Annotated in this window: 12 protein-coding genes; 7 read left to right on the forward strand and 5 right to left on the reverse strand. The window is 73.7% G+C overall.

Annotated elements, in window-relative coordinates:
* Positions 1-59: 59 nt before the first annotated feature.
* Positions 60-497, forward strand: coding sequence for a DUF4307 domain-containing protein (locus D7193_RS07080; protein ID WP_120778491.1), 438 nt, complete (start codon positions 60-62; stop codon positions 495-497).
* A gap of 142 nt (positions 498-639) precedes the next feature.
* Positions 640-1137: a transcription elongation factor GreA gene (gene greA, locus D7193_RS07085; RefSeq protein ID WP_120778492.1), complete on the forward strand. Its 498-nt coding sequence runs from the start codon at positions 640-642 to the stop codon at positions 1135-1137.
* Between the two features lie 67 nt (positions 1138-1204).
* Here greA and ilvA read toward each other — a convergent pair whose 3' ends face one another.
* The 3 genes from ilvA to D7193_RS07100 all read right to left on the reverse strand — a co-directional run bounded on the left by ilvA (position 1205) and on the right by D7193_RS07100 (position 5068).
* On the reverse strand, positions 1205-2425 hold the full coding sequence (ilvA, locus tag D7193_RS07090) for a threonine ammonia-lyase (RefSeq protein ID WP_120778493.1): 1221 nt from the start codon (positions 2423-2425) through the stop codon (positions 1205-1207).
* Positions 2426-2499: 74 nt separating this feature from the next.
* Positions 2500-3909, reverse strand: coding sequence for an amidase (locus D7193_RS07095; RefSeq protein ID WP_120778494.1), 1410 nt, complete (start codon positions 3907-3909; stop codon positions 2500-2502).
* A 16-nt stretch (positions 3910-3925) separates the two neighbouring features.
* Entirely contained in the window at positions 3926-5068 is a 1143-nt protein-coding gene (locus D7193_RS07100; RefSeq protein WP_120778495.1) for a cystathionine gamma-synthase, read from the reverse strand.
* Positions 5069-5289: 221 nt separating this feature from the next.
* Here D7193_RS07100 and D7193_RS07105 point away from each other — a divergent pair, with 221 nt between their 5' ends.
* The 5 genes from D7193_RS07105 (at position 5290) to D7193_RS07125 (ending at position 10256) form a co-directional block, all read left to right on the forward strand.
* Positions 5290-5709 carry an HIT family protein gene (locus tag D7193_RS07105; protein ID WP_120778496.1) on the forward strand — a complete coding sequence of 140 codons (420 nt, stop codon included), beginning with the start codon at positions 5290-5292 and terminating at the stop codon, positions 5707-5709.
* A gap of 90 nt (positions 5710-5799) precedes the next feature.
* Positions 5800-6462 (forward strand): peptide-methionine (S)-S-oxide reductase MsrA, encoded by a 663-nt coding sequence (gene msrA, locus D7193_RS07110; RefSeq protein ID WP_120778497.1) that lies wholly within the window; start codon positions 5800-5802, stop codon positions 6460-6462.
* 369 nt (positions 6463-6831) lie between these two features.
* A complete protein-coding gene (locus D7193_RS07115) occupies positions 6832-7761 on the forward strand; it encodes a ribonuclease Z (protein WP_120778498.1) in 930 nt (309 codons plus the stop codon).
* Positions 7758-8267: a GNAT family N-acetyltransferase gene (locus D7193_RS07120; RefSeq protein WP_120778499.1), complete on the forward strand. Its 510-nt coding sequence runs from the start codon at positions 7758-7760 to the stop codon at positions 8265-8267. Before D7193_RS07115 ends, D7193_RS07120 begins: the two co-directional genes overlap by 4 nt.
* Before the next feature lie 1032 nt (positions 8268-9299).
* On the forward strand, positions 9300-10256 hold the full coding sequence (locus tag D7193_RS07125; protein ID WP_120778500.1) for a S1C family serine protease: 957 nt from the start codon (positions 9300-9302) through the stop codon (positions 10254-10256).
* A 57-nt stretch (positions 10257-10313) separates the two neighbouring features.
* Here D7193_RS07125 and D7193_RS07130 read toward each other — a convergent pair whose 3' ends face one another.
* Both D7193_RS07130 and D7193_RS07135 read right to left on the reverse strand, forming a co-directional pair.
* Positions 10314-11684 (reverse strand): cystathionine beta-synthase, encoded by a 1371-nt coding sequence (locus D7193_RS07130; RefSeq protein ID WP_120778501.1) that lies wholly within the window; start codon positions 11682-11684, stop codon positions 10314-10316.
* 79 nt (positions 11685-11763) lie between these two features.
* Positions 11764-12120 (reverse strand): YkvA family protein, encoded by a 357-nt coding sequence (locus tag D7193_RS07135; protein ID WP_120778502.1) that lies wholly within the window; start codon positions 12118-12120, stop codon positions 11764-11766.
* Between the last annotated feature and the right edge of the window lie 168 nt (positions 12121-12288).

Here is a 12288-nt window from a genome sequence, read left to right on the forward strand (position 1 = left end):
GATGGACAGAAGCCATTCTTGCCGATGCCGCCGACAACAACGCCAGGAGATACCCGCCGGTGACCGAGACGCACGCCACAATTCCATCCGGAGCGCCGGTCTTCCCGCCCGGACGGTACGGCCACCGCCGGGAGCCGGGCGGGCGCCGCCCGAAGATGATCGCGGCGGCCGCCCTGGTCGTGCTGCTCGCCGCGCTCAGCCTGATCGCGGTGCGGCTCTACCGCCAGTACGGCGATCCGAACTACGACGCCCAGGTCATCACGTACACGGACATCACCGACACCCAGGTACGTGTCGACTTCCGGGTGACCGTGCCGCCCGGCGGGTCGGCCGTCTGCCTGCTGCGTGCCCGCGACCGGGCGGGCACCGAGGTCGCCCGCGAGCAGGTCACGGTGACCGCGGCCCCCGGGGAACGCCACGTCACCACCCAGCACCGGCTGGCCACCACCGGCCGCGCCTTCCTCGGCGAGGTGTTGCGCTGCCGGGCACCGGCCTGACGCGCGACCGGCCCCCGCCGCAGCCCCGCGACCCCGTGCCGGACCCGGCACTCGTGGTGATCGACGCCACCTCGTGTCGTACCGCACTGGTAATTTGGAAGTTCACCTGTCAGCCAGCCACGCACAACTGAGGAGACCGCCTGTGTCCACTGGCAACGAGGCGCCCGCCACCTGGCTGTCGCAGGACGCTCACGACCGACTCCAGGCCGAGCTGGACGAACTGATCGCCAACCGGCCGGTCATCGCCGCCGAGATCAACGCTCGGCGCGAGGAGGGCGACCTGCGGGAGAACGGCGGCTACCACGCCGCCCGCGAGGAGCAGGGCAAGGCCGAGGGGCGCATCCGCTACCTCCAGGAACTCCTGCGCACCGCCCAGGTGGGCGAGGCGCCGTCCGCCGACGCGGTGGCGCCCGGCATGGTGGTGACGATCTACTTCGACGACGACAAGGACGACACCGAGACGTTCCTGCTCGGCTCCCGGGAGATCGCGTCGACCACCGACATGACCGTCTACAGCCCCGAGTCCGCGCTGGGCAAGGCCATCCTGGGTGGCCGGGCCGGGCAGACCTGCACCTACACGGCGCCGAGCGGCGCCGACATCAAGGTGACCGTGGTCAGCTTCGAGCCGTTCTCCGGCTGAGCCGCGGGCCGGGTCGCACCCGGCCCGCGTCCGTCGTTCCCCGCGCGAGGCGTGACACCGGCCGGTGTCACGCCTCGCCGGCGAAAACCACCTGGTATCCGCTGGCCCGCAGGGCGCTGATGAGCGTGTCCGAGTGCTCGACACCGCGGGTCTCCACCGACAGCGCCACCTCGACCTCGCCCAGGTGCAGGTGCGGGTGGGCCCGCTGGTGCTGCACGTCCACGACGTTCGCCCGGTGCTCGGCGATCTCGCCGAGCAGCGAGGCGAGCTGCCCCGGCCGGTCCGAGCAGCGCACCGTGAAGCGCAGGTAGCGGCCCGCGGCGGCGAGGCCGTGCTCGATCACCCGCAGCATGAGCAGCGGGTCGATGTTGCCACCGGAGAGCACGGCCACCACGGGCGCCTCCACCTCCACGACCCCGGCCAGCAACGCCGCGACGCCGACCGCGCCGGCCGGCTCCACCACCTGCTTGCCGCGTTCCAGCAGCATCAGCAGCGCCCGGGAGATGTCCTCCTCGGAGACCGTCACCACCTCGTCGACCAGCTTCCGGACGTGGGTGAAGGTGAGGTCACCGGGGCGGCCCACGGCGATGCCGTCGGCGATGGTGGTGAACGCCGGCAGCCGCACCGGTTCCCCGGCGAGCAGCGAGGGCGGGTACGCGGCCGCGCCAGCCGCCTGGACGCCGATCACCCGGACGTCGGGGCGCAGCGCCTTGGCGGCCACCGCGATCCCGGAGACGAGCCCGCCGCCGCCCACCCCCGTGATGATCGTCTTCACGTCCGGGCACTGCTCCAGGATCTCCAGCGCCACGGTGCCCTGCCCGGCGATCACGTCACGGTGGTCGAAGGGGTGGATGAGCACCGCCCCGGTCCGCTCGGCGTACGTCTGCGCCGCGACCAGCGACTCGTCGACGGTGTTGCCGACCAGTTCGACCTGCGCGCCGTACCCCTTGGTGGCCGCGACCTTCGGCAGCGGCGCGTTCACCGGCATGAAGACCGTGGCGTGGGTGCCCACCAGCCCGGCGGCGAGCGCCACCCCCTGGGCGTGGTTGCCCGCGCTCGCCGCCACCACGCCCCGGGCCCGCTCCTCCTCCGACAGCCGGGAGATCCGCACGTACGCCCCGCGCACCTTGTACGAGCCGGCGCGCTGCAGGTTCTCGCACTTGAGCCAGGTCGGGCCGCCGAGGGCCGCGCTGAGCGGCCGGGAGGGCTCCAGGGGGGTGGTCCGGGTGACGCCGGCGAGCAGCTCCCGCGCGGCCTGTACGTCGGCGAGACCGACCAGTTCCGTCATGCCCCGATCGTGCCACCCGCCGCCGGAGGACCTGCGGTGACGCCACCGCCGCGTCCCGCGCCGGCGATGGACGGTCAGGCGACGGCCGGCGAACCCGTACCGACGCGCGGGTAGCCCGGCGCGTGCCGGGGCCAGGGGGCGGCCATCTCGAACTGGCCGGCCACACCGAGCAGCAGCAGCTCCGAGCCGGGCGGCCCGACCAGCTGCACGGCGACCGGAAGGCCGTCCGGCCGGCGCCCCACCGGGACCACGATCGACGGCAGGCCCGCGATGTTCCACGGGGCCGCGTACGGGGCGTACCGGATGTTGGCCGCCATGTTGGCCCGCCAGGAGCGGACCGACCAGCCGGCGGCCTCCGGCGGCGGCCCGGCCAGCGCCGGGGTGAGCAGCAGGTCGACCGAGTGGTCGGTGAAGAAGCCGACGGAACGCTCCCGCCAGGCGGCCCGGTCGGCCTCCCGCACGTACCCGCGCCGCTGCGCCCACTCGCCGAGCGCCACGTGCCGGCGGCTGCGCCGTTGCAGGCTGCGCCGGTCGATCTCGGCGGCCTGCACGTCGGCGGCCGCCGCGGCGAACCAGGTGGCGATGCCCTGCAGGCCGAGCCGGGTCGGGTAGACCGGGTCGGCCGGCACGGTGTCGTGCCCGGCCGCGGCCAGCAGCCGGCCCGCGGTGGCGACCGCGTCCCGGTTGGGCGCGTCCGGCGAGACACCGCGCACGGGCGAACGCAGCGAGACGCCCACCCGCAGGCGCTGCGGCGGGACCAGCTTGTCCGGGCGCCGCCCCGCCAGCACCGAGAAGCCGACCGCCGCGTCGGCGACGGTGGTGGTCAGCATGCCGTGCTCGGTGAGACCGAACCAGTCGTCGGCGCCGAGCTGGCACGGGACCACGCCTCGGCCGGGCTTAAGCCCGATCAGCCCGCAGCAGGCGGCCGGGATGCGGATCGAGCCGAGACCGTCGTTCCCGTGGGCGATCGGCACCAGCCCGGCGGCCACCGCGGCCGCCGCGCCACCGGACGAGCCGCCCGGGGTGCGGCCGGTGTTCCACGGGTTGCGGGTCACCGCGGTCTCGTCGTCGGTGAGCGCCCAGAGGCCGAGCTCCGGCATCCGGGTCACCCCCATGATCACCGCGCCGGCGCCGCGCAACCGGCGGACCACCTCGTGGTCGGCCTCGGCCACCGGCGTACGCACGGCCGCGGAGCCGTTCCAGGTGGGCAGCCCGGCGACGGGGGTGTTCTCCTTGACCGCCACCGGCACGCCGGCCAGCGGGAGGTTGGCCAGGTCCTCCTGCTCGTCGACCTTCTCCGCCTCGGTGATCGCCTCCCCGCCGCGTACCGTGCGGAACGCGGCGAGGTCGGCGTCGGCGCGGGCGATGTGGTCGAGGTGGTCCGCGACGACCTGGGTGGCGGAGACGTCGCCCCGGCGTACGCCCCGCGCGATCTGCTTGGCGGTCGCCCCGACCCAGGTCGGCATGATGTCCTGCACGGCCACCCTCCCCAGCCAGCGGTCAGCCCAGCGCCTGCTCCAGATCGGCGAGCAGGTCGTCGACCGTCTCGATGCCGACAGACAGTCGCACGAGATCGGCGGGAACTTCAAGCGGCGAGCCGGCAGCGCTTGCGTGTGTCATCCGGCCCGGGTGCTCGATCAGGGATTCCACACCGCCGAGGGACTCGGCGAGCACGAAGAGCTTGGCCCGGTTGCAGATCTCCACGGCGTGCTCCTCGCCGCCCGCCGCCCGGAAGGAGATCATGCCGCCGAACCGGCGCATCTGCTTCGCGGCGACCTCGTGGCCCGGGTGCGAGGGCAGCCCCGGGTAGATCACCTGGGCCACCTTCGCGTGCCCGTCGAGGTACGCGGCCAGGCGCTCGGCGTTGTCGCAGTGCCGGTCCATCCGTACGCCCAGGGTCTTGATGCCGCGCAGGGTGAGCCAGGCGTCGAACGGGCCGTTGATGGCGCCCATCGCGTTCTGGTGGTAGCGCAACTCCTCGCCGAGGCCCGCGTCGGCGGTGACGAGCGCCCCGCCGACCACGTCGGAGTGGCCGCCGATGTATTTCGTGGTGGAGTGCACCACCACGTCCGCGCCGAGCGCGAGCGGCTGCTGCAGGTACGGCGAGGCGAAGGTGTTGTCCACGACCAGCAGGGCACCCGCGTCGTGCGCGACGGCCGCGAGAGCCGCGATGTCGGCGATGCCGAGCAGCGGGTTCGTGGGCGTCTCCACCCAGACGATCTTCGTGCTGCCGGGACGGATCGCGGCCCGGATCGCGTCCGCGTCGGAGACCTTGGCCGGCGTGAACTCCAGGCCCCAGCGCTCCACGACCCGGGCGAAGAGCCGGTAGGTGCCGCCGTAGGCGTCGTCCGGGATGACCACGTGGTCGCCGGGCTTGCAGACGGTACGCAGCAGGGTGTCCTCGGCCGCGAGCCCGCTTGCGAAGGCGAGCCCGACCGGCCCGCCTTCCAGCGCCGCCAGGCACTCCTGGAGCGCGTCGCGGGTCGGGTTGCCCGAGCGGCTGTACTCGTAGCCGAGCCGGGGCGCGCCGACGGCGTCCTGCGCGTACGTGCTGGTCTGGAAAATGGGTGGGATCACCGCGCCGGTGCGGGCCTCGGGGTCCTGGCCGGCGTGGATGGCGAGCGTCTCGAAGCCGTGACTCATTCCCGTGACGTTAGTCCGCCACCCCGCCGGCCGGGCGCAACCCGGGGCGCGTCACGTCGGCGCATGGCTTGATCGACTCCGTTTCGCCGATATGGCGGTGTCCGGACGCGGCGGTTGCCGCCGGATCGGCGATCTGGTGTGGATCACGCCGCACCGGAGGACGGCTCGTGAGCGCCGGGGCGGCCTGGGGTGGCTCCGCGGGCCCGGCATAGCCTGGGCGCGTGGCGGGGTGCGTGTTCTGCGGGATCGTGGCGGGTGAGGTGCCGGCGTTCCGGGTGGTCGACGAGCCCGACGGGGTGGCGTTCCTGGACACGCGGCCGGTGTTCAAGGGCCACGTGCTGGTGGTGCCGCGTGCGCACCTCGTGACGCTCGCCGACCTGCCCCCGGCGTCCCTGCCCGGCTACTTCGGCCTGGTGCAGCGGCTCGCCGTGGCCGTCGAGTCCGGCCTGGGAGCCGGTGGGACGTTCGTGGCCATGAACAACCGGGTGTCGCAGTCCGTCCCGCACCTGCACACCCACGTCGTCCCGCGGACGAAGGGCGACGGCCTGCGCGGCTTCTTCTGGCCCCGCACCCGCTACTCCGATGACGCCGAGGCGCAGGAGTACGCGGCGCGGATCGCCGCGGCGCTCGCGCCCGCCTGAGCCGCCGGGTGAGCCGGGGCGCAGCGGGTAAGGATCGGTGACCCGGCGGTGTTGCACAGGCTGGGAAAGCCACGAGAGGAGTCCCAAACCGTGTTCCTTCGCCGCATGAAGGCCGAGATGATCTCCCCCGACCGGGCCCTGCCGGGCCGCCTGATCGCCATGCCGGTCGCCGACCGGCACGAGGTTCTGGGTACGCCCCTGAAGGGCCCGTTCCCCGAGGGCAGCCAGGTCGCCGTCTTCGGCATGGGGTGTTTCTGGGGCGCCGAGCGGCTGTTCTGGACCCTGCCCGGCGTGATCACCACCTCCGCCGGTTACGCGGGCGGCTACACGCCGAACCCGACGTACGAGGAGGTCTGCTCGGGGATGACCGGGCACGCCGAGGTGGTCCAGGTGGTCTACGACCCGTCGAAGATCAGCTACGAGGACCTGCTGAAGGTGTTCTGGGAGAACCACGACCCGACCCAGGGCATGCGCCAGGGCAACGACGTGGGCACCCAGTACCGGTCGGCGATCTACGCCACCACCGACGAGCAGCTGGCCACCGCGACCGCCTCCCGCGACGCGTTCGCGCCGATCGTGGCCCGCGCCGGCAAGGGTGAGATCACCACCGAGATCGGCCGGCTCGGCACGTATTTCCTTGCTGAGGACTACCACCAGCAGTACTTGGCGCCGACGAAGAACCCCAACGGGTACTGCAACCACGGCCCGAACGGGCTGAGCTGCCCGGTCGGCGTCGCGCGTACCGCCGGCTGACCCCGCCCCGACCGCTCCGCCGCCCGTGGCCCCGCGCCGCGGGCGGCGGCGCATTCCCGGCCACCGTGTGATCGAAATCCGTTGCCGGCCCCCGTGGCGACTGGATAGCGTGGCGGTACACGGGAAAGGAGGTGGTCCAGACTTGTATAGCAATCGGACTCGTGAGGTGGCTGTCCGCTAGCCGCTGTCCTCGACAGTAGATCCGTCCGCCGCGAGGCGGGCTCAGGCACCATCGTCGAGACCGTGTGGCAGCGGTGCGGCGAATCCACGACAGCCACCCGACCCCCGGGGTGCCGGCCATAGTCCAGCCGGCCCGCGCGCGAGCGCGGACACCCCGGGGGTCGCTTCATAGGTGAGCCGGAGGACGCCGTGTCGATGCGCGAGCTGGTGGTGCTCGGGACGGCCAGCCAGGCGCCGACCCGGCAGCGCAACCACAACGGGTACGTGCTGCGCTGGGACGACGAGGTGATCCTCTTCGACCCGGGCGAGGGCAGCCAGCGGCAACTGCTGCACACCACCGTCACCGCCACCGACCTCACCCGCATCTGCGTGACCCACTTCCACGGCGACCACTGCCTCGGCCTGCCCGGCACCATCCAGCGGCTCTCCCTGGACCGGGTGCCGCACCCGGTGGCGGTCCACTTCCCGGCCGGCGGCGCCGAGTACTTCGCCCGGCTGCGGCACGCCACGAGCTTCCACGAGACCGCCGAGCTGCGCGTCGAGCCGATCGAGGCCGACGGGCAGCGGATCGCGCTGCGCTGCGGCACCCTGGAGGCCCGCCGGCTGCGACACCCCATCGAGACGTACGGCTACCGGCTGATCGAGCCGGACGGCTGCCGGATGCTGCCGGAGAAGCTGGCCGCGTACGGCGTCGCCGGCCCGGCCGTCGGGGAGCTGATCCGCGTCGGCCACCTGGACGTGGACGGCCGCCGCGTCACCCGGGACGAGGTGAGCGTCCCCCGCCCGGGGCAGCGGTTCGCCTTCGTGATGGACACCGGGCTCTGCGACGCGGTGTACGCGCTGGCCGAGCACGCCGACCTGCTGGTCATCGAGTCGACCTTCCTGGAGTCGGAGGCCGCGCTCGCCGCCGAGGTCGGCCACCTCACGGCGGGCCAGGCCGCGCGGGTTGCGGCCGAGTCGGGCGTACGCACGCTGGTGCTCACCCACTTCTCCCAGCGGTACGCCGACGCCCGCCGCTTCCTCGACGAGGCCCGGGCGCACTTCGACGGGGACCTGGTGATCGCCGAGGATCTCACCACCGTCCAGGTCCCACCGCGCCGGGTAGCCTCGACCGGGTGACCGTCACGCTCCGCCGGGCCGCCGCCGACGACCTGATGGCGGTCGGCGCGCTGCACCAGCGCTCCCGCGTCGCCACCTACTCGTCGTTCCTGCCGGCCGAGGCGCTGGCCGAGCCGACGCCCGAGGCGATGGGCCGCTACTGGGTCGAGCGGTGGGGCTGGGAACGCGACGACCACCGGATGACCGTCGCCGAGCGGGCCGGCGAGCTGGTCGGCTTCACCTACGTGGGCCCGGACGACGACGGCGACCCCGAGACCGGGCTGTTGCACGCCATCCACCTCGACCCGGCCGAGCGGGGCCGCGGGACCGGCCGGGAACTGATGATCGACGCCCTGGCCGGCATGCAGGAGCGGGGCTGGCGTCGCGCGGCACTGTGGGTGCTCACGCCCAACGCCTCCGCCCGGCGCTTCTACGAGCGGGGCGGCTGGACGCCGACCGGCATCGAGCGCGAGGAGCTGATCGGCTCGGCGGTGACCAGCCAGCTCCGCTACGCCCGCCCGCTCTAGTCCGGGTGGGCTGGAACGCCCGAAGCCGGTGATGCGGCCGGGGGCGGGCTTTCCCCGGCTTGCCCCGGCTTCATCCGGCTTGCCCCGGGCTTCCCCCGCCAAGATCCGCACAACATCAGGGAACTGGTCGCCTCCCGCGCGCCATGAGGCCACTACTTCCGGGAAATTGCGTCGATCTTGTACTGCCCAGGCCGTCGCACTGGCGGGCCGTCGCACTGGCGGGCCGTCGCACTGGCGGGCCGTCGCACTGGCGGAACCGTCGCATTGGTGGGCGTCGCATTGGCTTGCCGTCACATTGCGGGGCGCGGCAAGCGCCGCCCTTGCGGAGCGCCACCCTTGCGGAACGCCGCCCTTGCGGGGCGCGGCACGGGCGGAGCGCCGCCCTTGCGGAACGCCGCCCTTGCGGAACGCGTGCTCCGGCTGGGCTGGCGAGCCACGGCCCGCGCACAGCACTCCCGCCAAGATCCGCACAACATCAGGGAAATAGTTGCCTCCCGCGCCCCACGAGGCCACTACTTCCGCGAAGTTGCGCGATCTTGCACTGGCGGGCCGTCGCACTGGCACGCCGTCACACTGCGGGGGCTGCGCTGACGGAGCGGCGCACGTGCGGAGCGCCGCGCTGCGGCTGGGCCGGCGACCCGCAGCGCCCCGGGGCGCACTGGACTCCCGCCAAGATCCGCACAAAATCAGGGAAGTAGTCGCCTCCCGCACCCCACGAGGCCACTACTTCCGGGAAATTGCGTCGATCTTGCGCCACCGGGCCACCGGGCCACCGGACCGCCGGACCACCGGACCGCCGGGCCGCCGGGCCGCCGGGCCGCCGAGTCACCGGACCACCGGGCCGACCCGGTCACCGGACCACCCGACCGCCGGGCCACCCGGGCCACCCGGCCACCCAGCCCCGCTTGGGCTCGCGGGCTGGGCGCGCGTGCCCGTCGCGCCGTCGGCTGCCGCTGGCCGGGACAGTTCGGCGTTCGCTCTGAGCGGAGCCCCGCGGGGCATGCCCGTCGATCCGGCCGCGTTGCCAGGGTCATGGACACCGAGCACACCGCGCCGGAGCAGGCCGAGGCCGCCGCTCTGGACGCGTACTCCCAGGTGGTCACGACCGTGGCGGCCCGGGTGCTGCCCCGCGTGGCCGCCCTGTCGGTGCGGACCGCGCGCGGGGCCGGCGCCGGCTCCGCGGTCACCGTGGGCACCGACGGCCTCCTGTTGACGAGCGCGCACGTGGTGCAGGGCGCGCGGGACGGCGTCGCGACGTTCGGGGACGGCACCGAGAGCCGGTTCCAGGTGGTCGGCGCCGACCCGCTGTCGGACCTCGCCGTCCTCCGGGTCGACGAGACCACGGTTCCGCCCGTCGAGCTGGGCGACGCCGACGGGCTGCGGATCGGTCAACTGGTGGTCGCCGTGGGCAACCCGATGGGGCTGGCCGGCTCCGTCACCGCGGGCGTCGTCTCCGGCCTGGGCCGGTCGCTGCCGGCCCGCGACGGCCGGGTGACCCGCCTCATCGAGGACGTCATCCAGACCGACGCGGCACTGAACCCGGGCAACTCCGGCGGGGCGCTGGCCGACTCGACCGGCCGGGTGGTCGGGGTGAACACGGCGGTCGCGGGGTACGGCCTCGGGCTGGCCGTGCCGATCAACAGCACGACCCGGCAGATCATCACCGACCTCACGACCGACGGCCGGGTACGCCGGGCCTGGCTCGGCGTGGCCGGCGCGCCGGTGCCGCTGCCGCCCGAGGTGACCGCGCGCACGGGGCAGCGGCGCGGCCTGCGCGTCGTGGAGGTGGTGCCGGGCAGCCCGGCCGGGACGGCGGGGATCTACCTGGGCGACGTGATCGTCTCCGCCGGCGGGCGGCCCATCGGGGATGGCCAGGGCCTGCAACGGCTCATGCTCGGCTCGGCCATCGGCAGTCGGCTGCCCGTGACGGTGCTGCGCAAGGGCGCGTTCGTGGACGTGGTGGCCGTGCCCACCGAGCTGACCCGCTGACGACGCCGGCGGAGGCTCGGGCCTCCGCCGGCGTTCAGGGGTGCGGTGTCGGGACGCTCAGCGGGCGCCGAGGTGGGCCAGCAGGTCCTGGCGGGTCAGCACGCCCTTCGGCTTGCCGTCGACCAGCACGAGGGCGGCGTCGGACTTCTCCAGCAGCCCGACCGCCTCGCTCACCGGCTGCCCGCCGCCGATCATGGGCAGCGGCGCGGCCATGTGCCGCTCGATCGTGTCGTGCAGGTGCGCCTGACCGGTGAAGAGCGCGTCGAGCAGGTCCCGCTCCGCGATCGAGCCGGCCACCTCGCCGGTGACCACCGGCGGCTCGGCCTTGAGCACCGGCAGCTGTGACACGCCGTACTCGCGCATGTAGTCGATCGCGTCACGGACCGTCTCGGTCGGGTGCACGTGCACCAGCTCGGGCAGCCCGCCCGGCTTGCTGGCCAGCGCGTCGGCGACGGTCGGCTCGGTGCCGGAGTTGTCCAGGAAGCCGTACCGGGCCATCCACTGGTCGTTGAAGATCTTCGAGAGGTAGCCCCGACCGCCGTCGGGCAGCAGCACCACGACCACGTCGTCCGGGCCGGCCTTGCGGGCCACCTCCAGGGCGGCCACCACGGCCATACCGCAGGAGCCGCCGACCAGCAGCCCCTCCTCGCGGGCCAGACGCCGGGTCATCTCGAACGACGCCTTGTCGGAGACCTCGACGATCTCGTCGGCGATCCCCCGGTCGTACGTCTCCGGCCAGAAGTCCTCACCGACGCCCTCGACCAGGTACGGCCGGCCGGTGCCGCCCGAGTAGACCGAGCCCTCCGGGTCGGCGCCCACCACGCGCACCCGCCCCTCGGACGCCTCCTTCAGGTAGCGGCCGATGCCGGAGATGGTGCCGCCGGTGCCCACGCCCGCCACGAAGTGCGTGATCCGGCCCTCGGTCTGCTTCCACAGCTCCGGACCGGTGGTCTCGTAGTGCGAGCGCGGGTTGGCCGGGTTGCTGTACTGGTCGGGCTTCCAGGCGCCGGGAATCTCGCTGGCCAGCCGGTTGGAGACGTTGTAGTAGGAGCGCGGGTCCTCCGGCGCGACCGCCGTCGGGCAGACCACCACCTCGGCGCCGTACGCCCGCAGCACGTCCTGCTTGTCCTGGCTGACCTTGTCGGGGCAGACGAAGACGCACCGGTAGCCCTTGAGCTGGGCCACCAGAGCCAGCCCGACGCCCGTGTTGCCGCTGGTCGGCTCGACGATCGTGCCGCCGGGCTTCAGGATCCCGGCGGCCTCGGCGTCCTCGACCATGCGCAGTGCGATCCGGTCCTTCACCGAGCCGCCCGGGTTCAGGTACTCCACCTTCGCGAGCACCGTGGCCTGGATGCCCTCGGCGACGTTGCGCAGCCGCACGAGCGGGGTGTTACCGATCATGTCGACGACGTTGTCGTAGTACTGCACCTGGTTGTGTCCTTCTCGTCGGCGCCGGCGGTGGCGGCCGGGCGGCTGGGCTCATTCCCAGCGCCCAGCGTACGTGCCGTCAGGGCACCACACTCCCCGGGATCACCTGGCTACGCCGTGCTTCCCACTCCAGGAAGCGCTCGGTCTCGGCGAGCACGCTGCCGGCCAGCCAGGTGACCATGACCGCGTCGTCGGCCAGCCCGAAGATCGCCAGCGGGATCTCCGGCAGCAGGTCGATCGGCGAGACGATGTACGCCGTCGCCGCGGTCATGAGGGCCAGCCGGAGCCCGCCGTCGTACACACCCCGGGCCGTCGCCCGGATCATCCGCGGCAGGGCGGCCAGCCGGATGCCGAGCGACGGACCGCCCCGCGACCCCGCGGCCAGCGCCCGGGCCAGAGCCGTGAACGCCGCGCTCCGCTTCAGTGTCTTCGCCATCTCGCGCTCCTCTCCGGGGGCCAGCGTGGCGTCCCTGCGCAAGCCCGCCGGCCGCCCGGGGAAGCCGGGCGGCCGCGCCGGCCGGCCGGGCCACCGCCATTCCAGTACCCCGAACGGCCGTCCGTCAGGCAACCGTCAGCCGCTACGACGACAGCGGCCTGTCGGGCC

The organism is Micromonospora costi (genome assembly GCF_003626655.1).
Classification (GTDB): Bacteria; Actinomycetota; Actinomycetes; order Mycobacteriales; family Micromonosporaceae; genus Micromonospora; species Micromonospora costi.

What these genes read in the sequence shown, in the direction of transcription:
- D7193_RS07135 (WP_120778502.1), bottom strand. Translation starts at nt 12,120, where the DNA reads ATGGCGAAGACACTGAAGCGGAGCGCGGCGTTCACGGCTCTGGCCCGG.
- D7193_RS07100 (WP_120778495.1), bottom strand. Translation starts at nt 5,068, where the DNA reads ATGAGTCACGGCTTCGAGACGCTCGCCATCCACGCCGGCCAGGACCCC.
- ilvA (WP_120778493.1), bottom strand. Translation starts at nt 2,425, where the DNA reads ATGACGGAACTGGTCGGTCTCGCCGACGTACAGGCCGCGCGGGAGCTG.
- D7193_RS07125 (WP_120778500.1), top strand. Translation starts at nt 9,300, where the DNA reads ATGGACACCGAGCACACCGCGCCGGAGCAGGCCGAGGCCGCCGCTCTG.